This window comes from Rhodoferax sp. XS2R6 (assembly GCF_056521365.1).
Window position 1 is genome coordinate 734,235 of the sequence record NZ_JBWMAY010000002.1, and the last position, 21,700, is coordinate 755,934.

18 protein-coding genes, 1 pseudogene and 1 riboswitch are annotated in these 21,700 nt (G+C 65.4%); of the genes and pseudogenes, 16 read left to right on the forward strand and 3 right to left on the reverse strand.

Going from position 1 to position 21,700, the window contains the following annotated elements; all coding sequences use genetic code 11:
• Nucleotides 1–31: 31 nt before the first annotated feature.
• Both AC097A_RS09985 and AC097A_RS09990 read left to right on the forward strand, forming a co-directional pair.
• Nucleotides 32–1,324 (forward strand): HD-GYP domain-containing protein, encoded by a 1,293-nt coding sequence (locus tag AC097A_RS09985; RefSeq protein ID WP_479620706.1) that lies wholly within the window; start codon nt 32–34, stop codon nt 1,322–1,324.
• On the forward strand, nt 1,321–3,750 hold the full coding sequence (locus tag AC097A_RS09990) for a sensor domain-containing protein (RefSeq protein ID WP_479620707.1): 2,430 nt from the start codon (nt 1,321–1,323) through the stop codon (nt 3,748–3,750). The genes AC097A_RS09985 and AC097A_RS09990 overlap by 4 nt, the downstream gene beginning before the upstream one ends.
• On the opposite strand, the gene AC097A_RS09995 is transcribed toward AC097A_RS09990, so the two are convergent.
• From AC097A_RS09995 to zapB, 3 genes are all read right to left on the reverse strand, one after another.
• Nucleotides 3,747–4,562, reverse strand: a complete 816-nt coding sequence (locus AC097A_RS09995) for a sulfite exporter TauE/SafE family protein (protein ID WP_479620708.1) — start codon at nt 4,560–4,562, stop codon at nt 3,747–3,749. The genes AC097A_RS09990 and AC097A_RS09995 overlap by 4 nt on opposite strands.
• 242 nt (nt 4,563–4,804) lie before the next feature.
• Nucleotides 4,805–5,149 carry a cell division protein ZapA gene (locus AC097A_RS10000; RefSeq protein WP_105260786.1) on the reverse strand — a complete coding sequence of 115 codons (345 nt, stop codon included), beginning with the start codon at nt 5,147–5,149 and terminating at the stop codon, nt 4,805–4,807.
• Entirely contained in the window at nt 5,146–5,370 is a 225-nt protein-coding gene (zapB, locus tag AC097A_RS10005; protein ID WP_105260787.1) for a cell division protein ZapB, read from the reverse strand. The genes AC097A_RS10000 and zapB overlap by 4 nt, the downstream gene beginning before the upstream one ends.
• Nucleotides 5,371–5,407: 37 nt before the next feature.
• Nucleotides 5,408–5,644, forward strand: a riboswitch (cobalamin riboswitch).
• 72 nt (nt 5,645–5,716) lie between these two features.
• Between zapB and AC097A_RS10010 the strand changes: the two genes are divergently transcribed.
• The 14 genes and pseudogenes from AC097A_RS10010 to AC097A_RS10075 all read left to right on the forward strand — a co-directional run bounded on the left by AC097A_RS10010 (nt 5,717) and on the right by AC097A_RS10075 (nt 21,700).
• Nucleotides 5,717–7,567, forward strand: a complete 1,851-nt coding sequence (locus AC097A_RS10010) for a TonB-dependent receptor domain-containing protein (protein WP_479620709.1) — start codon at nt 5,717–5,719, stop codon at nt 7,565–7,567.
• Between the two features lie 5 nt (nt 7,568–7,572).
• The gene (locus AC097A_RS10015) at nt 7,573–9,015 is read left to right on the forward strand and encodes a cobyrinate a,c-diamide synthase (RefSeq protein ID WP_479620710.1); all 1,443 of its coding nucleotides are present in this window, start codon (nt 7,573–7,575) and stop codon (nt 9,013–9,015) included.
• Nucleotides 9,012–9,860 carry an ABC transporter substrate-binding protein gene (locus tag AC097A_RS10020; protein ID WP_479620711.1) on the forward strand — a complete coding sequence of 283 codons (849 nt, stop codon included), beginning with the start codon at nt 9,012–9,014 and terminating at the stop codon, nt 9,858–9,860. The genes AC097A_RS10015 and AC097A_RS10020 overlap by 4 nt, the downstream gene beginning before the upstream one ends.
• A gap of 5 nt (nt 9,861–9,865) precedes the next feature.
• A complete protein-coding gene (locus AC097A_RS10025) occupies nt 9,866–10,450 on the forward strand; it encodes a bifunctional adenosylcobinamide kinase/adenosylcobinamide-phosphate guanylyltransferase (protein ID WP_479620944.1) in 585 nt (194 codons plus the stop codon).
• Entirely contained in the window at nt 10,447–11,451 is a 1,005-nt protein-coding gene (locus AC097A_RS10030; RefSeq protein ID WP_479620712.1) for an ABC transporter substrate-binding protein, read from the forward strand. Before AC097A_RS10025 ends, AC097A_RS10030 begins: the two co-directional genes overlap by 4 nt.
• A complete protein-coding gene (locus AC097A_RS10035) occupies nt 11,448–12,524 on the forward strand; it encodes a FecCD family ABC transporter permease (RefSeq protein WP_479620713.1) in 1,077 nt (358 codons plus the stop codon). The genes AC097A_RS10030 and AC097A_RS10035 overlap by 4 nt, the downstream gene beginning before the upstream one ends.
• Nucleotides 12,521–13,306: pseudogene (locus AC097A_RS10040) on the forward strand (ABC transporter ATP-binding protein); the annotation flags it as partial. The gene AC097A_RS10035 and the pseudogene AC097A_RS10040, both read left to right, overlap by 4 nt.
• 27 nt (nt 13,307–13,333) lie before the next feature.
• Nucleotides 13,334–13,903 carry a cob(I)yrinic acid a,c-diamide adenosyltransferase gene (cobO, locus tag AC097A_RS10045; RefSeq protein WP_315479449.1) on the forward strand — a complete coding sequence of 190 codons (570 nt, stop codon included), beginning with the start codon at nt 13,334–13,336 and terminating at the stop codon, nt 13,901–13,903.
• Nucleotides 13,904–13,907: 4 nt separating this feature from the next.
• Entirely contained in the window at nt 13,908–14,753 is an 846-nt protein-coding gene (locus AC097A_RS10050; protein ID WP_479620714.1) for an ABC transporter substrate-binding protein, read from the forward strand.
• A gap of 23 nt (nt 14,754–14,776) precedes the next feature.
• The gene (gene cobW, locus AC097A_RS10055; protein WP_479620715.1) at nt 14,777–15,847 is read left to right on the forward strand and encodes a cobalamin biosynthesis protein CobW; all 1,071 of its coding nucleotides are present in this window, start codon (nt 14,777–14,779) and stop codon (nt 15,845–15,847) included.
• Nucleotides 15,848–15,865: 18 nt separating this feature from the next.
• Nucleotides 15,866–19,684, forward strand: a complete 3,819-nt coding sequence (cobN, locus tag AC097A_RS10060; protein ID WP_479620716.1) for a cobaltochelatase subunit CobN — start codon at nt 15,866–15,868, stop codon at nt 19,682–19,684.
• Nucleotides 19,681–20,748 carry a magnesium chelatase ATPase subunit I gene (locus AC097A_RS10065; RefSeq protein WP_479620717.1) on the forward strand — a complete coding sequence of 356 codons (1,068 nt, stop codon included), beginning with the start codon at nt 19,681–19,683 and terminating at the stop codon, nt 20,746–20,748. Before cobN ends, AC097A_RS10065 begins: the two co-directional genes overlap by 4 nt.
• A gap of 125 nt (nt 20,749–20,873) precedes the next feature.
• The gene (locus AC097A_RS10070; protein ID WP_479620718.1) at nt 20,874–21,413 is read left to right on the forward strand and encodes a vWA domain-containing protein; all 540 of its coding nucleotides are present in this window, start codon (nt 20,874–20,876) and stop codon (nt 21,411–21,413) included.
• A gap of 95 nt (nt 21,414–21,508) precedes the next feature.
• On the forward strand, nt 21,509–21,700 hold the full coding sequence (locus AC097A_RS10075) for a CbtB domain-containing protein (protein WP_105260798.1): 192 nt from the start codon (nt 21,509–21,511) through the stop codon (nt 21,698–21,700).

Here is a 21,700-nt window from a genome sequence, read left to right on the forward strand (position 1 = left end):
CAGACGCAAGGCGCATCGCAAGCAACTGAATATGACTATTGAAGATTCCGTTTGGGTAGATATAAAGCTGCTGCGCGTCGGGCTTTATATTGAATTGGATGTGGGCTGGATGTCCCATCCCTTCCCCACGGGAAGCTTCAAGATCAGCTCGCAAAAGCAGATCGAGACCCTGCAGAGCCTGGGTCAGCCCCGCATCCGCTGTATTCCCTCCAAGAGTGACCCCGATCCCGCTGCAGAGCAAGAGGCCGCCCGCGCCCGCGCACAAGCGGCCGCACTGGACGAACGCCAGCTTGCGGCCCTGCGTGAGAAAGAACAGCGCCGCCTGCGCGCAGCCGCCTTGGCCGCACAGGACCGCAGTCTGGTGGTGTGCGAGCGCCGTTTCGGCGAATCGGTGCGCCTGTACCGTAAGGCACTGGACCAGGTGCAGACCCAGCCCAAAGTAGTGGCCGAGCAATGCCAGGCCATGGTGGGCACCTATGTGTCTGAGTTGTTGGACCATGGGGAGGCCTCCATTCGCCTGCTCTCCGAGGCGGCGGGCGACAAGTCCTCCATGCACCCGGTTAACGTGACCATCGTCTCGCTGCTGCTGGGCAAGGCCATGGGCTTGCAATCGGGCGAGCTGCAGGACCTGGGAATGGCCGCCTTTTTGCATGACATTGGCAAGGTCAATGTGCCCGACCGCGTGCGCTGGGTGGAAGAAAACTTTTCTACCGCCGAGTACCGCATGTACCAGGAGCACGTGGCCCAGGGCGTCAACCTGGCAAGGGCCATGGAGCTACGCCCTGGTGCGCAGTTGGCCATAGCCCAGCACCACGAGCTGGCCGATGGCAGTGGTTTTCCGGCCCGCATCAAGGGCGATGCCATGTCGGTGGCCGGCCGCATTTTGGCGCTGGTGAATCGCTATGACAACCTGTGCAACCCCAGCCGCCCGGCCACGGCGCTCACGCCGCATGAGGCGCTGTCGCTGATCTTTGCGCAACTCAAGACCCGTTTTGATGCTGCCGCCCTGAGCGCCTTCATCCGCATGATGGGGGTGTACCCACCGGGTTCGGTGGTGCAGCTCATCGACGACCGTTACGCCATCGTGGTGTCGGTTAATTCGGCGCGTCCGCTCAAGCCCCGCGTGATCGTGCACGAACCCAGCGTGCCCAAGCACGAGGCCTTGATCCTGGACTTGGAATACGCACCGCAGCTGGGTATCCGGCGCAGCCTCAAACCCGCCAATCTGCCTCCGTCGGCGCTCGACTACCTGGCACCGCGCCAGCGTATCTGCTATTTCTTCGAACAGGCTCCAGACCCCGAGTCGCCTGAACCTGTGGCATGACCGAAGAGGGCCTGGCGGGGCTGCTCGACGGCACGCTGGACGCCATCTGGCTCGTAGACCCCAAGAGCCTGCGCATCACCGCAGTCAACCCCGCAGCAGCCACCTTGGTGGGCATGGCTGCAGAGGCGCTGGTGGGCATGCCGGCCATTGCGCTGGCGGTCACCCCTGAGGACATGTTTTTCTGGGAAGACGTGGCCGCGGGGCTGGCCCATGGGATCCACTCCAACGCCTTGCTGCGTGGTGGGGATGGGGATGCGATTGCCGTAGAGCGCAAGGTCAGCCGGATCTGGCTCAGCCCGGAGACACCTTGCTACTTGGTGGCCCTGCGTGACTTGCGCGCTGAAAAGGCCGCCGAAGACACGCTGGAGCACCGTGTGTCCGAACTGAGCGCCACGCTCGAATCCACCGGCGACGGCATTTTGGTGACCGATTTGCAGGGGCAGGTGCGCAACTTCAACCGGCGTTTCACCGAACTCTGGTCACTGCCCGGGGACGCACAGCAACCCCCAGCCCGGGATCAATTGCCTGGCTATTTGCAGACCCAGGTGCTGGACCTGGATGCCTACCTGGCGGCTGAGGGCTTGTTGCTAGCCGACGAAACCCTGGAGCGCGTGGACGTGTTGAGGCTGCGCAATGGCAAAACCCTGGAGCGCCGCAGCGTGCCCCAGCGCAGCCGCCACCGGGTGCGCGGACGCGTTTTTTCGTTTCGGGACATTACGGCCCAGGTGTTGTCCGAGAACCAGTTGCGCCTGGCGGCCAAGGTCTTCGAGTCCAGCCCTGAGGCGGCGTTCATCACCAACGCCGCGTTCGAGGTCGTACAGGCCAACCCCCGCTGCACCGCCCTGGCGGGCCATTTGCCTGGGCGTTTGTTGGGTACCTCCGCCAAGCAGTTCTTCCACGACCCTGCACGCCCCCAGCTGTTCACCGACATTGAGTTGGCGCTGCTGGCCAACGGTTTTTGGGCCGGTGAGGTGTGGCGCACGCGTGACGACGGCGCAGTGGCCGTGGAGGTGTCTTGGGTGGCCTTGCACGATGTGCAGGGCCAGATGACCCACACGGTCGGTTTTTTCAAGGACATGACCGAGCGCCTGGAAGCGCAGCGCCGCATCGAGAAGCTGGCCTACCGCGACGTACTCACCGGCCTGCCCAACCGCCTGTTGCTGGGGCAGCGTGTGGAGTTTGCGCTGCGCCTGGCGGAGCGCGGTGGTGGCCACTTTGCCATCCTGTTCATTGATCTGGACCGCTTCAAGAACATCAATGACTCGCTGGGCCACGCCTTTGGCGACCGCGTGCTGATGGAGGTGGCGGACCGCATCCTGCACTGCATGCGCGATGTGGACACGCTGAGTCGCATGGGCGGCGACGAGTTTGTGGCGTTTTTGCAGGACGCCGATGCCATGGGCGCCGAGGTGGCTGCGCGGCGCATTCTGGAGGCGCTGAATCAGCCGTTTCTGGTAGATGCCATGAACTTCTCTTTGGGCTGCAGCATCGGTGTGGCCATGTACCCGGCCGATGGTCGCACGCTGGACGATCTGATCAAGTGTGCCGACACGGCCATGTACCGCGTCAAAGAGCGCGGCCGGGGCAACTTCCGCTTCTACCAGCCGCAGATGAATGTGGACCTGCTCTCGCGCATGAAGATGGACCACGCCATGCGCCGCGCCATGGAGTCGGGCCTGTACCGCCTGCACTACCAGCCCCAGGTAGCCCTGGATGACGGCCGCCTGCTGGGCGCAGAGGCGTTGGTGCGCTGGACTGACCCCGAGCTGGGCATGGTGTCACCCGCCACCTTCATTCCGCTGGCCGAGGAGTCGGGCTTCATCATCACGATTGGCAGCTGGGTGATGCAGGAGGCGGTGCGCCAAGCTGCCGTCTGGCAGCGTGCCGGGCGGCCGCTGGTGGTGTCGGTCAACGTGTCGGCCCTGCAGTTTCAGCAGCCCGATTTTGTGGAGCGCGTGGCGGCTTGTATTGCCGATGCCGAACTGAACCCCGCGCTGCTGGAGCTGGAGCTCACCGAGTCCATTCTCGTGCAGGATGCCAATGAGGCGTTGGCCCGTCTGCATGCGCTGGCAGGGCTGGGCGTGAGCCTGGCGATTGACGACTTTGGCACCGGCTACTCCAGCCTGGCCTACCTGAAGAAATTTCCCATTTCCAAGCTCAAGATTGACCGCACCTTTGTGATGGGCCTGCCTGAGGACGAGAGTGACCGCGCCATTGTGGGTGCCACCGTGGCCATGGCACGGGCGCTGAAGCTGTCGGTGGTGGCCGAGGGGGTGGAAACCCAGGCCCAGTGCGACTACCTGCGGGAGCTGCAGTGCGCCTCGTTTCAGGGGTTCTTGTGTTCGCCCGGGTTGCCGGCGGCCGAGTTTGAGGTGCTGGCCGCGCGACTGTTGCCACCACCGCTGCCAGGGGCCTTGGGCTTTTAGCCGCTCAGGCCCTTGTAGAGCATGTAGGCGGCCAGCAGGTAGAGCACCATGGCAAAGGTCCGCTTGAGTTTGGCAATCGGCAGGCGGTGTGCGGTGCGGGCGCCCAGCGGCGCGGTGAACACACTGCAGCTGGCAATCAACAGCAGGCCCGGCAACCACACATAGCCCAGCGACCAGTCTGGCAGCCCCGGCACCTGCAAGCCGCCCAGCACATAGCCAGTGGTGTTGGCCAGCGCAATCGGAAATCCCAGCGCGGCGCTGGTGGCCACGGCGTTGAGGATAGGCACATTAAACGCCACCATAAAGGGCACGCTGACAAAACCACCGCCCGCGCCCACCAGGCCCGACAGGAACCCAATCACGCTGCCCGTGGCGGTGAGCCCCACCATGCCCGGCATCTGCCGGCTGGGCTTGGGCTTCTTGTCCAGAAACATTTGCGTGGCGGAGTAGCTCACAAACGCGGCAAACAGCAGGGCCAGCGTGGTGCCCTTCAGCAGGGCAAACACGCCGAGGCTGGCCAGTGCACCACCCATGACGATGCCGGGCGCCAAGCCCTTGACCAGGTTCCAGCGCACGGCGCCACGCTGGTGGTGGGCGCGCACGCTGGAAATGCTGGTGAACATGATGCTGGCCATGGAGGTGGCAATCGCCATCTTTACCGCCAGATCCGCCGGTACGCCGCGGGCCGAGAGGATCAGCGTCAGAAATGGGCCGATCAGCATGCCGCCGCCTATCCCTAGCAGCCCCGCCATGAAACCGGTGGCCAAACCCAGGGTGGCCAGTTCGGCAATCAACAAAGGTTCCAGGGTCATGGTGGGTGCGCGAGGGGAGCGTGGAGCGAGAGATAAGGTGTCTGCGGTGTGATCCACCGGACCGTCACCCTAAACCGAAGTTTAGGTGGGCGAGGTCAGCGCTGGCTTTGGGTTCATCTAACGCGAGATGATCACGCTAGCTAGGCAATGTTCCAAGCCCGGGCTCAATGAGCATTGGTTCAGGAAATATAAAGCCCGGCAGCACCGCAGACAATTGCAATTGTAGGCCTTGGCGGCCGACTTCAGAGCAAACGACCGTCTTCTCCGAGTGCGGCGTCCAGGCGTTCCAGCAGGGAGTTCAGCAGCAGGCTGCCGTCGCCCGCGGGGTTGCTGGCTGCGCTGGCGGCTGCAGGGGCCGTTTCGCTGGGGGTGGGGGCCACCGCAGCGGGGCGTTCGGACAGGTCAAAGGCCAGGTTCAGTGCGGCCAGCACGGCAATGCGGTCGCGTGCCCGCACCTTGCCGGCGTCGCGGATCTTGCACATGGCGGTATCCACGCGCTCCACGGCTTCGAGCAGCCGGGCATCGCCGCCTTCGGGGCAGCCCAGCAGGTAGCTCTGCCCCATGATTTGAACTTCAAGCTGTTTCATGTTGCGTCTTTTTGCGTGGCCAGGGCGTCGGGCAAACGTTCCAGCAGCGCATCGACCCGGGCCCGTGCGGCGTTGAGTCGCGACTTAAGGGCGTCGCGCTCATGGGTCAATGTCTCCACCTGCGAAGCGAGCAGGGCATTGGTGCGCTGCAGCTCCTCGTAGCGCACCAGCAGGCGCTCCACGCGTTCGGCAATTTGGTCGATGGGGGTCTGGTTCGACATAGAGGTCGCATTGTAGGGTGCGTGCAAGCTGGGGCAGCGTAAAATGCGCGGGTTGGTGCTCGCGGTGTGGTTCACACGCCGCAGTTCAACGGGAAGCAGGAGGGTGTTGCTGTGCAACAGCGAACCTAACCTGCGCTGCCCCCGCAACGGTAAGTGGACGAGCCCGCGAGCTCCGCTTCCATCACGGCCACTGAGCGTTTTCGAACACGCGCTTGGGAAGGCGATGGAGGTTGCATCCACCAGCCCGGATACCGGCCAACACGGTGGAGGTGCGCCTGGCGCGCCTGCGTGACGTCCATGCCCTGGCGGGGAAGCCGGGGAGGGCTTCTGTTCGGATTCTTGTTCCATGAAATTGTGTGTGTCTCGGGTGCGCATTGCCGTGCTTACTGCCGTGTGGCCGCTGTGCCTGCTTGTGCAGGCGCAAGAGGCCGCGCCGCGCGTGCTCAAAGAGGTGGTGGTCACCGCCACCCGGGTAGTGCAGCCCCTGACCGATGTATTGGCGGATGTGTCCATCGTGGACCGTGAGGCGATTGAACGCAGCGGTGCCGCGGCCCTGCCTGATGTGTTGCGCGGCCTGCCCGGTGTGGAGATGGTGCGCAACGGTGGTGTCGGCGCCGCCACCTCGGTCTACCTGCGTGGCGCCGAATCGCGCTTTACCGCGGTGTATGTGAACGGCGTACGCATGGATTCGCAGGCCACCGGCGGCGTGTCCTGGGAGGCGATTCCGCTGGCCCAGATCGAGCGGGTTGAGGTGCTGCGCGGACCGGCTGCTGCCGTGTACGGTTCTGACGCGTTGGGCGGTGTAATTCAGATCTTCACGCGCCAAGGGGATGGAGGCTTCTCACCCTCGGTCAGCATGGGGATGGGTAGCTACGGTACGTCCAAACTGGACCTGTCGCTCAGTGGTGGTGATGCGCAGTGGGACTACGCCCTGGGCTTGGGCACCGAGAGCAGCAAAGGCTTCAACGCGCGCGTGCTGGCCAGCCAAAACCCCGACGACGACGGCTACAAGAACGACTCCGCCAGCCTGCGCTTGGGCGCTGCCTTGATTGCCGGGCACCGTCTGGAGGCCAGTTTTCTGGGCAATGACCAAAATTCCCAGTACGACAGCACCGGTGTGGTGGACAACCGCAACCTGCGTCGGCTGCAGGCCACCGGGTTGAGCTGGACCGGGCAATGGAGTGAGGCCTACCGCACCACGGTGAGTGTCAACGAGTCCATGGAGCGTTACGAAACGATTCCCAGCCCGTACGCGACCACAACCCATCTGCGGGGTTACCTGCTGCAAAACGAATGGCGCAAGGGAGCCAACCTGCTCACCGCCACGCTGGAGCGCCGCGAGGACCAGCTCAACAACGCCAGTACCACGCCGCGCGACACCAGCCGCTTTCAGAATGCTTTGGCCCTGGGTTATGGCTTGGCGGGCGAGGTGCATTCGGTGCAAGCCAACATCCGCCAGGACCAGGACAGTGAGTTTGGCCCGCAAAACACCGGCAGCTTGGCCTATGGTTATGCCATCACACCCCAATGGCGCGTCACGGTGGCAGGCAGCACGGCATTTCGGGCGCCCACGCTGTACCAGCGCTTCAGCGTATACGGCACCGCCGATGTGTTGCCCGAAACCAGTCGCAACCAGGAGCTGGCATTGCGCTACCGCCATGGCGTCACAGAATTCGGCGCCACGGTGTACCTCAACGAGGTAACCAATTTGATCACCTACACCTCGCGCACGGGCAACTGCATCAACAACAAGCCCCCCGTGGCACTGGCTTCACGGGGGTGTTATCTGAATACGGCGCAGGCACGTTATCGGGGGGTGACCCTGTCCGCCAAGTCCGTGGTGGCCGATGTGCATTGGCATGCGGCCCTCGATCTGCAGGACCCCCGCGATGGGGTCACTGGCGACCTGTTGGCCCGCCGTGCCACACACCATGCCGTTGTGGGGGGGCACACCCGTTGGGGCGCCTGGTCCTTCGGGGCAGAAGCACAGTTGTCCTCGTCGCGTTATGACAAGGTTCCCAACGCGACCGTGCTGCCCGCCTATGCGCTGCTCAACCTGTCGGCCACGCGCCCGTTGTCGCCCCAGTGGAGTGGGCTGCTGCGCGTGGACAATGTGACCGATGCAACGTACCAATTGGCAGATACCTACGCCACCGCAGGCCGCACGCTGTATGTCGGTCTGAAGTGGGCACCCTGAACACCATGCACACCACCGCCACCTGCCCCGCCATCCTGATTGCCGCGCCCGCCTCCGGGCAGGGCAAGACGACGGTCACGTCGGCGTTGGCACGCCTGCACACGCGCCAGGGGCGGCGGGTGCGGGTGTTCAAGTGCGGGCCGGATTTTCTGGACCCCTGCTGGCACGCGCTGGCCAGCGATGCGCCGGTCTACCAGATGGACTTGTGGATGACGGGCGAGGCTGATTGCCGTGCGCGCCTGCATGCCGCGGCGCTGGAGGCGGACCTGATCATTGTGGAAGGCGTGATGGGCCTGTTTGACGGCGAGCCCAGTGCGGCCGATTTGGCGCAGCGTTTTGGCCTGCCGGTGTTGGCGGTGGTGGATGCGTCGGGCATGGTGGGCACCTTTGGCGCGTTGGCCTTTGGCCTGCAGCATTACCGGCCCGATATGCCTTGGGCTGGTGTGCTGGCCAACCGCGTGGCCAATGCGCGCCATGCGGGCATGTTGCAGGCCAGCGTGGCAGAAGACCAGTGGTTGGGTGCGGTGCTGCGCAATGCCACCATGGCCTTGCCCAAGCGTCACCTGGGCCTGACGGTGGCGACCGAAGTGGTGGACGCCATGGAGCGGCTGGATGCGGCGGCGGATGCGTTGGCTTCTACGCGGCTGGGGCAGATGACGCTGGAGGATTTGCAGCGTTGGGCTGTTGACTTCGCTGCACCGGAAGTTCCCCTTCCTATTGCGCCAGGCGGCTGGGCGGCTGAGCGTTCTGCTGCGTGTCCCCCGACCGCGTTGCGGTCTCCTCCTTTACCTCCGCAAAACGCTCAGCCACCCAGCCGCCTTACCTTGCTGGGCAAGACGGTTGCCGTCGCGCGTGATGCGGCCTTCTGTTTTATCTACGCCGCCAATCTCGACACGCTGCGTGCGTTGGGTGCCGACCTCGTGTTCTGCTCGCCGCTGGTCGATACGGCTTTGCCCGATTGCGACGCGCTGTGGATTCCCGGCGGCTACCCCGAGTTGCATGCCGAAACGATTGCTGTGAACACCGGTTTCAAGAACAGCCTGGCTGCCCACGTGGCCGCCGGCAAACCGGTGTGGGCCGAGTGCGGCGGCATGATGGCCTTGTTTGACACGCTGGTGACCCTGGACGGCCAGCGCTACGCGCAGTGGGGTGTGTTGCCGGGTGAAGTGACCATGCAAAAGCTGCTGGCTGGTCTGGGCCCGCAGCAGTTGGCCATGGCAAGCGGCACTTTGCGCGGCCATACCTTCCACTACTCGACTACTATCACGCCGCTGCAGCCAGCGGCGCGCACCTCGCGCCCCGCTACGGCACCCACGCCTACACCGGATGCTGGCGAGGCAGTGTGGCAAGTGGGCAGCGTGCGCGCCAGTTACTTCCATGCTTGGTTCCCATCCTGCCCCGAGGCGGTGGTGGAGTTATTCACTGCGCCGGTTGAGGTAACTGCATGACGGATCTGCTGCACTTCAGCCCCGGCCCGCAGCGCATCGTTTGCCTGACTGAGGAGACCACCGAGTGGTTGTACCTGCTGGGCCAGGAGGCGCGCATTGTCGGCATATCGGGCTACACCGTGCGGCCCAAACGTGCGCGGGACGAGAAACCGCGGGTCAGCGCGTTCCTGAGCGCCAAGCTCGACAAGATCATGGAGTTGCAGCCCGACTGCGTGCTGGGCTTCTCGGACCTGCAGGCCGATATTGCGGCGGAGCTGGTCAAGCGCGGCGTACAGGTCACCATCTTCAACCAGCGCAGCGTGGCCGAGATTTTCTCTATGCTGTTTCAGCTGGCCGCCATGGTGGGCGAGGCGGAGCAGGGCGCGCAGCGCATTACGCAGATGCAGGCCGATTTGCGTGCCATGCAGGCAGCGATTGCAGCCAAGGTGACGGCCGGTGCGCGCCGGCCCAAAGTGTTTTTTGAAGAGTGGGATACACCCCACATCAGCGCGATCCGCTGGGTGTCGGAGCTGATCGGCATTGCAGGCGGCGACGATTGCTTTCCGGAGCTGGCCGCACAGTCCCTGGGCAAGAACCGCATCATTGCCGACGGTGCCGAGATCGTCCGCCGCAACCCGGACATCATTCTGGGTTCGTGGTGCGGCAAGAAATTCCGGCCTGAAAACGTGGTGGCGCGGGAGGGTTGGGATGCGGTGAATGCCGTGCGCCATAACCAGTTGTTTGAAATCAAGTCGCCCGACATCCTGCAGCCCGGCCCGGCCGCGCTGACCGATGGCGTGCAGAAGATGCACCAGATCATCCTGCAGTGGATGGACGCCGACCAAGCCGGAGCATTCCTGCCATGAGCGCCATGAGCGCCATGACGATTGCGAAAAGCGAACTGATTCTGGGTGGCCAGAAAAGCGGCAAGTCGCGCCGTGCCGAGCTGCTGGCGCGCCAGTGGCTGGACCAGAACCGGGACCATCGCGCCATGCTGATCGCCACCGCCCAGCCCTGGGACGACGAGATGCGTCAGCGCATCGCGCGTCACCAGGCGGACCGTGCCGAGCGTGTGCCTGGTATGAGCACCGTGGAAGAGCCGTTGGCGTTGGCCGAGGCGATTCAAAAGTACAGCCAGCCCGACACGCTGGTGGTGGTGGACTGTCTGACGCTGTGGCTGACCAACCGGTTGATGCCTGCGGAATATGAGCCAAATCAGCCTCTGGACCCCGTGGATATTGCGCAAGCAGCTTCTCTTTTGATAGCAATTTCCCACGCCTCCGGCCCCTTGGTGCTGGTGGGTAACGAGATTGGCTTGGGTGTGATCCCTATGGGGCGCGAGGTGCGCGCCTTTGTGGATGCGCTGGGCAAACTGAACCAGGATGTGGCCGCCGCCTGCCAGCGCGTGACGCTGATGGCGGCGGGGCTGCCGCTGACCTTGAAGGATGCGCCATGACGCACCGTGGACTTGGCAGTTTCTTTCTACGTAGCGTGCTGCGAAGCGGTGGAGTGCTGGGGCGTTTTGCGCAGGTAAAGGAGGAGCCCGCAAAGCGGGCGGGGGACACGGAGCAAAACGGCCCGGCGCTTCACCGCCTGGTCGTATGGGCGATCGCCTGGGCGTGCCTGTTTGCCGGAGCCGCCCATGCGTTGCAGGTCACAGACGACCGCGGAGTCACCGTCACGTTGCCCGCAACGCCCCAGCGCATCGTGAGCCTTTTACCCTCGCTCACCGAAACCGTGTGTGAACTTGGCCAGTGCCATCGCTTGGTGGGGGTGGACCGCTACTCCAATTTCCCCGCCAGCGTGCAAAAGCTGCCACAAGTGGGCGGTGGATTGGACCCCAATATCGAGATGATCGTGTCTCTCAAGCCCGATGTGGTGCTCATGGCCACCTCGTCGCGCGCGGGCGAGCGGCTGCAGGCGCTGGGCATCAAGGTGGTGGCGCTGGAGCCCAAACGCCATGCCGATGTGCAGCGCGTGATGCTCAAGCTCGGCCAGTTGCTGGAAGTCCAGGATGCCGCTCGCATCTGGCGTGCGATTGACGCGGGTGTCTCGGCCGCGGCCCAGTCGCTGCCGGTCGCCGTGCGTAACACCAAGGTGTACTTTGAGGTGAACCAAGGGCCGTATGCGGCGGGCGAGTCATCTTTCATTGGCGAGACACTTACGCGCTTGGGCGTGAAGAACATCGTGCCCGCCAAGCTGGGCCCGTTCCCCAAACTCAACCCTGAATACATAGTCCGCGCCAACCCGGACCTGATCTTGATCGGTCAGCGCAGCGCCGATGGGCTGCAGGCCCGCCCGGGTTGGCAAAGCATTCGCGCGCTGCGCGAGCAGCGGGTCTGCATCTTTCCACCCGACGAAGCCGACATGCTGGTGCGCCCCGGCCCGCGCATGGCGGAAGGTGCGCGCCTGATGGCCAAGTGCCTGATCGCGAAAGCTCCCGGAGCCAAACCATGATGCCCACCCGCGTTTTCTGGCTGGTCTGGGCCGGTGTGCTGGGCGCATTGGCGCTCACGGCGCTGGGCATCTGCGTGGGCAGTGCCGGGCTGGAAAACCTGATTGGGCCGCTACTCAACCCCGCGCAAGACCCGCAGCAGACCGCCATGGCGCAGCAAATCGTCTGGCAGATCCGCTTGCCGCGCACGCTGGGTGCCTGGGCCGCGGGCGCCTTGCTGGGGCTGGCCGGTGCCGTGGCGCAGGGCCTGTTTCGCAATCCGCTGGCCGATCCGTATCTGCTGGGCAGCGCCTCGGGCGCCTCACTGGGTGTGGCGCTCGCCTTGGCTGCTCTGGGTGGTGGTGCCGGTATGTTGGGCGGCAGCATGAATGGTGGCGTGGCGGTGAGCGTGTTCTCCAGCAGCCTGTGGGTGCGTTTGGGGCTGACCGGTGCCGCGTTTCTGGGCGCGGTGTTTGCGGTGATGCTGACGCTGGTGCTCTCACGCGGCGTGGGTCACACCTTGCGCCTGCTGCTGGCCGGTGTTGTGGTGGGCGTGGTGCTGGGCGCCATGACGCACCTAGTGTTGCTGTTCTCGCCCGAATCGCTGCAAGCCATGCAGGCCTTCATGCTGGGCTCCACCGCCTTTGTAGGCTGGACCTCGTGTGTGCTGATGGCTAGCGTCTGGGGTCTGTGTGTGCTTGCGGCGTGGCTGCTGGCGCGCGTGCTCGATGGTTTGAGTTTGGGCGACGCTACCGCTGTGAGCCTGGGTCTGCCGGTGGCGCCCATGCGTGCCGCGCTGGTGGCGGTGCTGGCGCTGGCCACAGGTACGGCGGTGGCGCAAACCGGGTTGATTGCATTTGTCGGCCTGGCCGCGCCGCATCTGGTTCGCTCGGTGGTCAAGACCACGCATGCGCACCTGATGCTGCTCTCCAGCCTCATGGGCGGCGTGTTGCTGATGGCGGCGGACACGCTGGCGCGCGGGCTGATCGCGCCGCAAGAGCTGCCCGTGGGCATGCTCACCGCCGTGCTGGGCGGTGGTTACCTTTTGTGGCTGATGCACCGCAGCAGCAGCCTGGGCGGAGGGCGTGCAGCATGACGGGTGCTACTAAAACCATAGCTATCTGCGCATATTCCATAAGGGCTAGCCTCGGAAATGGCTTGCAAAAGCAGCCTATCCTGCATGGCATCAGCCTGGACATCGCGGCCGGGCAGTGGACCAGCATCGTGGGCCCCAACGGCGCCGGCAAGTCCACCTTGCTCAAGTGCCTGGCTGGCGTGTTGCCGCACAGCGGCAGCGTCCATTTGTTGGCCCAGCCGCTGCACAGCCTGCCGCACCGCGAGCGCGCGCGGCAACTGGCCTGGCTGGGCCAGAACGAAACCTCGGCCGATGATTTGACGGTGTGGGACGTGGCCATGCTGGGCCGCCTGCCGCACCAGGCCTGGCTGGCGCCGCCCAATGCGGCGGACCATGCGGCCGTAGAACAAGCACTGCGCGCCACCCGCGCGTGGGACTGGCGCCAGCGTGCGCTGGGCCAACTGTCCGGTGGCGAGCGCCAACGCGTGCTGCTGGCGCGTGCGCTGGCGGTGCAGGCCCAGGTGTTGCTGATGGACGAACCGCTGGCCAATCTGGATCCACCCCACCAGGCCGACTGGCTGGACGTGGTGCGCGCCCTGGTGGCCCAGGGCAAGACTGTGGTCAGCGTGCTGCACGAGATCACCATGGCACTGCAGGCCGACACGATGGTTGTCATGGCCGCTGGCCGCGTGACCCACCAGGGCGCGTGTGCCGACCTGGCCACGCACCGCGCCATGGAAGACGTATTCGACGGACGTATTGCCGTTCACCCCGTACAAGGGCAGTGGATTGCGCTGCCCAAAGTGTCCCAACCCCCCAAGAGGGCTCCCATGCAAATTGAAACTCCACCGGTCGACTACGAACGTGTCATCCCCACGGCCGAACGCCGCGGCCTCATCATGATCAACACCGGCCACGGCAAGGGCAAGAGCACGGCCGCGTTTGGCATTGCCCTGCGCGCGCACGGCCGTGGCAAGGCCGTCAAGGTCTACCAGTTCATGAAGGTGCCGACCGCGCGCTTCGGCGAACACCGCCTGTTCGAGCAGCTGGGCATTCCCATCGTAGGCCTGGGCGACGGCTTTAGCTGGAAAAGCAAGGACCTGGACCACTCGGCCCAGTTGGCGCTGGATGGCTGGGCCAAAGCCGAGGCGACGATACGCGCGGGCGAACACTTCATGGTGGTGCTGGACGAAATCATGTACCCGCTGCGCTACGGCTGGATTCCGCTGGAGACCATCCTCACCTGCCTGCGCGAGCGCCCGCCGCATGTGCACGTGGTGTTGACGGGCCGCAATGCGCCGGGCGAGCTGGTGGACTTGGCGGATACGGTGACCGAGATGACGCTGGTCAAACACCACTTCAAAGCCGGTGTGCCGGCGCAGCGTGGCATTGAGGATTGACGTTTTGTTGACTTCGCTTGTATCCCGCTGGCGCCTTGTGCTGCTGCTCCTGGCACTGGGTGGTCTGGCCCATGCGCAGCAGCCATTGCGCATCGTCACACTCGCCCCCTCATTGACCGAGGCCGTGTGTGCGCTGGGCCACTGCGCGCAATTGGTGGGGACGGACCGCCACTCCACCTGGCCCGCGTCGGTGCAGGCACTGCCCAAGGTGGGCGGGCTGGAGGACGCGCAGATCGAGCGCATTGTCACGCTGCGGCCCAACCTCGTATTGCTGGGGCCGCGCAGCCGCGCGGGCGAACGCCTGCAGGCGCTGGGCGTGCCGGTGCTCATGCTGGACGCGCGCACCCATGCCGATTTGAAACGCATGCTGGTCAAGTTGGGCGACACGCTGGGCGAGCCCGCCCGCGCTACCGAGTTGATCGCCCGTCTCGATGGCGAGTTGGACGCCGCTGCCGGCCGCATGCCCACCGCTTTGCGTGGGCGCACCGTGTATGTGGAGGTGGGCGCAGGATCGTCCGCAGCCAGCGAGAAAAGTTTTATTGGCGAGACTGTGGCCAAGCTGGGCCTGGTCAATGTGGTGAGCGGCGAGCTGGGCCTATTCCCCAAGATCAACCCCGAGCTGCTGCTGCGCCGCCCGCCGGACCTCATCATCGGCCCGCGTGCCACACTGGCCAACTTGACCGACCGCCCTGGCTGGAGTGCGTTGCCGGCCGTGCGCCAGCAGCAGCTGTGCCTGCTGGACACCGAACGTATGGACCTGCTGTCACGCCCCGGCACGCGCCTGGGCGAAGCCGCGCAAATGTTGGTGGAGTGCCTGAAGGCACTGCCGCCGCGTGAATCAACCCGTTAATTTTCTTGACCCGAAAGATGCTTATGCAAACCCGAAAAATCCCCGCCACCATCGTCACCGGCTTTCTGGGCAGCGGCAAGACCACGCTGTTACGCCACCTGCTGGCCAACGCGCAGGGCCGCCGCATCGCGGTCATCGTCAACGAGTTTGGCGAACTCGGTATCGACGGCGAACTGCTGCGAGGCTGCGGCATCGGTTGCGACGAAAACGGTGAAGAGAACGGCCAGTTGTACGAGTTGGCCAACGGCTGCTTGTGCTGCACCGTACAGGAAGAATTTGCCCCGGTGATGGAAAAGCTGGCCGCACGCCGCGACCAGATTGACCACCTGATCATCGAAACCTCGGGCCTGGCGCTGCCCAAGCCGCTGGTGCAGGCCTTCCAGTGGCCCGCGCTGCGCAACACCTTCACCGTAGACGCCGTGGTGACCGTGGTGGACGCGCCAGCCGTGGCCGCCGGTGACTTTGCTGACGATCCGGTGGCCGTGGACGCTCAACGCCGTGCCGACGACAACCTGGACCACGACTCGCCGTTGCACGAGCTGTTTGAAGACCAACTGGCCACCGCCGACCTGGTGGTGGTGCACAAGACCGATGGCGTCACGCCCGCTCAGTTAGTGGAAGTCGAAGCCGCTATCCGCGCCGAAACCATGCCCGGCGTGAAGCTGGTGCATGCCCAACATGGCCGCATTGACATTGACGTGCTGCTGGGCCTGCAGCGCGCGGTGGAAGACCAGATCGATGCGCGCAAGACCCACCACGACGAGGAAGAAGACCACGACCACGATGCCTTTGATTCGGTGCAGGTGGCGCTGGACGTGACCAACCGTGATGCATTGCTGGCTGCGTTGCGCGATGTGGTGGGGCGCCATGAGATTTACCGTGCCAAGGGTTTTGTGGCCTTGCCCGGAGTGGCCATGCGCCTGGTGGTGCAGGGCGTGGGCACACGGTTTGACAGCTACTTTGACCGCCCCTGGCGTCCCGATGAAGCGCGCCAATCGCGTCTGGTACTGATTGGTTCTGAACTCAATGCAGCGGTGTTGCAGGCGGAGTTGAGCGCGGCACTGTCCGCATCGTCGACACCCGTCGCCGCCTAACGTACTGAGAAGCTCAACATGCATTTGCTCTCGACCCGCCCCGGTGGCCACGTGGAAGACGGAGGCCAGGGGGTGGTGCGCGTGGAGCAGACGCCGGGCGACATCGTGGTGCTCAGCGCGGCCGACACCACGCTGTCGCTGCTGGCCGATGCCGCGCAACAGCTGCCGCAAGACTTTCCCACGGTGCGCCTGGCCAATCTCATGTGGTTGCGTCAACCGGCCTCGGCTGACATGTATGTGGACGAGGTGCTGCAGCATGCGCGTGTGATCGTCATTGACCACCTGGGTGCCGCCAGTGACTGGGCTTATGTGGTGGAGCGCGTGCGCGATCTGGCACGCGAACGCGGCCAGTGGCTGGCCCTGTTTTCGGGTGACGCCTTTGAAGACCTGCAACTGCTGCTGCGTAGCACCGCCCCGCAGGAGGACTGCCGCCAGCTCTGGCGCTGCCTGCGCGAAGGTGGCCGCGACAATGCGCGCGGCTTTTATGAGCTCATTGGCCATTCCGCTTTTGGCCTGGGCGAGCGTCCCGCGCCGCCCGTTGTGCTGCCGCCGGCCATGGTCTACGTATCCCCGGGTTCCCCGGCGTGGCAGGTCGGCGCGCCCGTGGCGCTGCTGGTGTTCTACCGTGCCCATGTGCAGGCCGGCAACACCGCCGTGTTTGACGCCATGCTGGCCGCGCTGCACGACCAGGGCCTGAACACTGTCGCCGTGGCGGTGGATTCGCTGAAGAACCCCGCCAGCCTGGCGTTGTTGCAGTCGCTGGCCGCGCAGCACGGTGTGGGCGTGGTGCTCAATGCCACCAGCTTTGCCATCACCGCGCTGGACGGCGACGACGTAGACAGCGTAGACGGTGCGCAGATGGAACCGTTGGCCGGTGATGCGCCCGTGCTGCAGCTCATCACCGCCGGCTGTGCGCAAGAGCAGTGGGCAGCCGACCCGCATGGCCTGGCGCCGCGCGACTTGGCCATGCAGGTGGTGCTGCCCGAGGTGGATGGTCGCATTGGCACGCGCGCCATCAGCTTCAAGGGCCTGGCCTGGCGCTGCGAGCGCACCGAGGTGGATGTGGTGCGCTACCAGCCCGAGCCCGAACGCATGGCCTTTGTGGCCGAACTGGCGCGCCGCTGGTGCGTGCTGCGCGACAAGCCAAATGCCGACAAGCGCGTGGCGCTGATCTTGGCCAATTACCCCAACGACGACTCCCGCCTGGCCAACGGCGTAGGTCTGGACACGCCTGCCTCTACCGTGGCCTTGCTGCGTGCCATGCAGGGCGCGGGTTACGCCACGGGCGCTTTGCCCGAAAGTAGCGACGCGCTGATGGCGGCGCTGGTGGCGGGTGTGACGAACAACTTGGACGCCAACGTCATGCGTCCCGCCAGCCAAAGCCTGGCGATGGAAGACTACCTGGCGGACTTCAACCGCCTGGATGCCGCCAGCCGCGATGCGGTCACCGCGCTGTGGGGTTTGCCGGAGCAGGACCCCATGGTGCGCAGTGGCCGTTTTATGGTGTCGGGCCAGCGTTATGGCAACGTATTTGTCGGCAACCAGCCCGCGCGCGGGCGTGATCTGGATCTGGTGGCGACGTACCACGATGCTGATCTTGTGCCCACACACAACTATCTGGCGTTTTACTTCTGGCTGCGCCGTCAGTTTGCGGTGGACGCCGTGGTGCATGTGGGCAAACACGGCAATCTGGAGTGGCTGCCCGGCAAAAGCGTGGCGCTGGGCGCCAACTGCTGGCCCGACGCCATCCTCGGGCCGCTGCCGCACTTGTACCCCTTTATCGTCAACGACCCCGGAGAAGGCAGCCAGGCCAAGCGCCGCACGCAGGCCGTCATCATCGACCACCTGATGCCGGCCCTGACCCGCTCCGAAACCTACGGCCCGCTGCAAAAGCTGGAGCGGCAGATGGACGAGTACTACGAGGCACTCTCCCTGGACCCACGCCGCGCCCAGCGCCTGCGTGTGGACATTCTGGACCGCGTGTTGACCGAAAACCTGCACACCGACCTGGGGTTTGCCAAACCCGCCGATGACGCGGGCCGTGAGGCGCTGCTGCAACGGTTGGACGCGTACTTGTGCGAAATCAAGGAATCGCAAATCCGCGATGGCCTGCACATCCTGGGCACCTCCCCGCAGGGTCGCCAGCAGATCGACACGCTGGTGGCGCTGGCGCGTTTTCCCGGTGGCACGGCCGCCGGGCAGCGAAGCTTGCTTGTGGCATTGGCGAAAGACTTGTTCTTGGATGGTGTGGATGGTTTTAGCGCGCTAAGCCCGGAATGGGCTGCGCCCTGGAATGGCCCGTTCCCTGCGGTATTGCAAGGCGTAAGTGCCGAGGCCTGGCGCCATGCGGGCCATACACGCGAACGGTTGGAGCTGTTGGCGCGTCAGTTGGTGCTGGACCATGTGGTGGGCGACCAAGCATTCGATGCTGCCGCCTGGCCCCATACCGCCCCGGTGCTGCAGCGCATGCACGTCGTGCTGCGCCCGCGCCTGGACGCCTGCGGCCCCCAAGAAATCTTGCAATGCCTGCGCGGCTTGGCAGGCCGATTTGTGCCGGCTGGCCCCAGTGGTGCACCGTCGCGCGGTCGCCCCGATGTGCTGCCCACGGGCCGCAACTTCTATTCGGTGGACACACGCGCCGTGCCCACCCAAACCGCCTATGCCATGGGCGCTGCGGCGGCAGAGCGGGTGATTGAGCGGCACTTGCAGGACCACGGCAGCATGCCGGGCCAGGTGGGCCTGTCGGTCTGGGGCACCAGCACCATGCGCACGGGCGGCGAAGACATTGCCCAGGCGTTTGCGCTACTGGGTGTGCGGCCCAAGTGGGCCGATGGCAGCAGCCGGGTAGTGGACATCGAGGTGCTGCCCATGAGCCTGAAAGGTCGGCCGCGCGTGGACGTGACGCTGCGTGTGTCGGGCTTCTTCCGCGATGCCTTTCCCAATGTGATTGACCTGTTTGACACCGCCGTGCGCACCGTGGCCGCCATCAACGAAGAGGACGAACCGGACGAGGTGAACCCGATCCGCGCCCGCGTGCGGCGTGAGGCAGCCGATGCGCAGGCCAAAGGCCAGAGTGCCGAGGCGGCCGAGCGCGAAGCCACCTGGCGGGTGTTTGGCCCGCGTCCCGGTGGCTACGGTGCTGGCCTGCAGGAACTGATGGCCAGCGGCCGCTGGAACGATGGTGCGGACTTGGCCCAGGCCTATCTGCGTGCCGGGGCGTTTGCCTACGGGCAGGGCGAACATGGCGTGGCCGCGCGTGGCAGCTTTGAGCAGCGTATTGCCGGGCTGGACGCGGTGCTGCACAACCAGGACAACCGCGAGCACGATATTCTCGATTCGGACGACTACTACCAGTTCCAGGGCGGCATGGCGGTAGCCGTCCAGGCCCTGACCGGCGAGGCCGCTGCGCTGTACCACGGTGACTTCAGCGTGCCGGGTGCGCCGCGCATCCGCACGTTGGGCGAAGAGGTGGCGCGCGTGGTGCGTTCGCGTGCCGTCAACCCCAAGTGGCTGGAGGGCGTGCGCCGCCACGGCTACAAAGGCGCGTTTGAGATGGCCGCCACGGTGGACTATTTGTTTGCGTTTGACGCCACCACGGGCGTGGTGGGCGACCACCAGTACGCGCTGGTGGCCGACGCGTATCTTCACGACGACACCAACCGCGCGTTCCTGCAGCAGCACAACCCCGGCGCGCTGCGCAGCATTGGCGAGCGCCTGCTCGAAGCCATGCAGCGCGGTCTGTGGGAAGCGCCGGGCGACCAGCGTGAACGCATTGAAGACCATTTGCTGGCGCTGGAGCGCCGCGTGGAAGAACACGGAGAAGGACCTTTGGTATGACGACTTCTGCACAGAACACTCCCCTGGAACCCGCCACACGCGCTGCGTTCCCCTTTACCGCGCTGGTGGGTCAGCCGCAACTGCAGCGGGCATTGCAACTCGCCGCCATCGACCCTGGCATTGGCGGTGTGCTGATCAGCGGCCCGCGCGGCACAGCCAAGTCCACGGCAGCGCGCGCGCTGGCCGCGTTGTTGCCTGGTGCACCCTTTGTCACGCTGCCGCTGGCCGCTAGCCTGGAGCAACTGGTGGGCACGCTCAATGTAGAAGACGTGCTGCGCGACGGCCAGGTGCGCCTGGCGCCCGGTCTGGTGGCGCGCGCGCATGGCGGTGTGCTCTATGTGGACGAAGTGAATCTGCTGCCCGACGCACTCGTGGATGCACTGCTGGACGTAGCTGCCAGTGGCGTGAACACGGTGGAGCGCGATGGCATTTCGCAGCAGCACGCCGCACGTTTTGTACTGGTGGGCACCATGAATCCGGAGGAGGGCGAGCTGCGCCCGCAACTGCTGGATCGCTTTGGCCTGTCGGTGGCGCTGGCCAACCCGGTAGACGCCGCACAACGCACGGCCATCTTGCGCGCGCGTCTGGACTTTGATGAAAACCCCGCTGCCCTGGGCGAGAAGCATGCAGAAGATCAACGCGCGCTGAGCGCAGCATTGGTAGCGGCTCGCGCTGCACTGCCTCGCCTGACCTGGTCGGACGAAGTGTTAAATCACGCAGCTGCCCGCGCCATCACGGCCGGCGTGGACGGCATGCGGGCTGATCTGGTAATGCTGCGCGCCGCACGTGCGTTGACCGCCTTGGAAGGCCGCAGCGAAGTGACCGTGGCCGACGTAGACGCCGTGGCCGAACTCGCACTGGCGCATCGTCGCCCCGAGGGCAGTGCAGCCCAGCCGCCCAGCAACGCCAGCGCACCACAGCCACCACAACAGAACCCGCAGCGCCCGCAAGACCAGCAAGCTACCGCCCCCACGCCCCAAGGTGACTGGGGCGCGCTGCCGGCCCAGCCCGAGGGCACCACCAAGGTCCAACGTATCGCCGGGTGGCCGCCAAAAAAAGCCTAGGCCACCCCAGCCGCCGCCCGCGCAACGGGCCTGGCAGCTGGCGGTGGCCTCCACCCTCTAACGCTTCTACAGCAACTGCGCCCGGTGCACGGCAGCGCAGCAGCGCTATTGCCTGGTTGCCCACTGTGGTGGCCAAAGGCGCGGCGCCGTTGCAGCGAGCCCACCTGCGCCATCAGCCCGTTGCGCTGCGCGCCGGGCGCCTGCACTGCATCGTGCTCGACACCTCGGGCTCTATGCGCCAGCGCGGCCGTCTGGCCTTGGCCAAGGGCCATGCAGCGTTCATGATCGAGCAGGCCGCGCGCCAGGGTGATGATGTGGCGTTGTTGCGTTTTGGCGGGCAGGGCGTGGAGCTGCTGCTGCCGCCGGGCCGCGCGCGTGCCTCTGGCAGCCAGCGCCTGCGCCCGCTGGGTGGCGGTGGCGGCACGCCGCTGGCGGAAGCCCTAGTTCAGGCCGACCGCCTGTTGCAGCGCACGTTACGCATCAGTGGCCCCACCGAATGCTGGCTCTGGCTGCTGACCGATGGCCGCACGCTGGAGCAACCAGAGGCACCGCTGACGCCGCAACACCTGGTGATCGTGGACTTTGACGATCCGAAGAAGACCCTGGGCCGCTGTGCCGCCTGGGCCACGCGCTGGGGCGCGGAGCACCGGCTGGCACAGGCCTGAGCCATCTACCCTGGAGCCTGCCCATGTCCCATACCGCCACCATTGTTTAATGTCACCAAATTTGTTTTTTAACCCGCAACCCCAAGGAGAACGCTATGACTGAACCGACAACGCTGACCCACACCCCCTCTGCCACCCAGAACCCCGGCCTGGCCGTGCTGCGCCCGCTGCTGGCCGCCGCCGCACTGGGCCTGGTGGTGCTCTACGGCGTGGCCTTTGCCGAGAGCCCGCTGGCGCACAACGCAGCACATGATGTGCGCCACGTGACCGTCAAACCCTGCCACTGA

What these genes read in the sequence shown, in the direction of transcription:
- AC097A_RS09985 (WP_479620706.1), top strand. Translation starts at nt 32, where the DNA reads ATGACTATTGAAGATTCCGTTTGGGTAGATATAAAGCTGCTGCGCGTC.
- AC097A_RS09990 (WP_479620707.1), top strand. Translation starts at nt 1,321, where the DNA reads ATGACCGAAGAGGGCCTGGCGGGGCTGCTCGACGGCACGCTGGACGCC.
- AC097A_RS09995 (WP_479620708.1), bottom strand. Translation starts at nt 4,562, where the DNA reads ATGACCCTGGAACCTTTGTTGATTGCCGAACTGGCCACCCTGGGTTTG.
- AC097A_RS10000 (WP_105260786.1), bottom strand. Translation starts at nt 5,149, where the DNA reads ATGAAACAGCTTGAAGTTCAAATCATGGGGCAGAGCTACCTGCTGGGC.
- zapB (WP_105260787.1), bottom strand. Translation starts at nt 5,370, where the DNA reads ATGTCGAACCAGACCCCCATCGACCAAATTGCCGAACGCGTGGAGCGC.
- AC097A_RS10010 (WP_479620709.1), top strand. Translation starts at nt 5,717, where the DNA reads ATGAAATTGTGTGTGTCTCGGGTGCGCATTGCCGTGCTTACTGCCGTG.
- AC097A_RS10015 (WP_479620710.1), top strand. Translation starts at nt 7,573, where the DNA reads ATGCACACCACCGCCACCTGCCCCGCCATCCTGATTGCCGCGCCCGCC.
- AC097A_RS10020 (WP_479620711.1), top strand. Translation starts at nt 9,012, where the DNA reads ATGACGGATCTGCTGCACTTCAGCCCCGGCCCGCAGCGCATCGTTTGC.
- AC097A_RS10025 (WP_479620944.1), top strand. Translation starts at nt 9,866, where the DNA reads ATGAGCGCCATGACGATTGCGAAAAGCGAACTGATTCTGGGTGGCCAG.
- AC097A_RS10030 (WP_479620712.1), top strand. Translation starts at nt 10,447, where the DNA reads ATGACGCACCGTGGACTTGGCAGTTTCTTTCTACGTAGCGTGCTGCGA.
- AC097A_RS10035 (WP_479620713.1), top strand. Translation starts at nt 11,448, where the DNA reads ATGATGCCCACCCGCGTTTTCTGGCTGGTCTGGGCCGGTGTGCTGGGC.
- cobO (WP_315479449.1), top strand. Translation starts at nt 13,334, where the DNA reads ATGCAAATTGAAACTCCACCGGTCGACTACGAACGTGTCATCCCCACG.
- cobW (WP_479620715.1), top strand. Translation starts at nt 14,777, where the DNA reads ATGCAAACCCGAAAAATCCCCGCCACCATCGTCACCGGCTTTCTGGGC.
- cobN (WP_479620716.1), top strand. Translation starts at nt 15,866, where the DNA reads ATGCATTTGCTCTCGACCCGCCCCGGTGGCCACGTGGAAGACGGAGGC.
- AC097A_RS10065 (WP_479620717.1), top strand. Translation starts at nt 19,681, where the DNA reads ATGACGACTTCTGCACAGAACACTCCCCTGGAACCCGCCACACGCGCT.
- AC097A_RS10075 (WP_105260798.1), top strand. Translation starts at nt 21,509, where the DNA reads ATGACTGAACCGACAACGCTGACCCACACCCCCTCTGCCACCCAGAAC.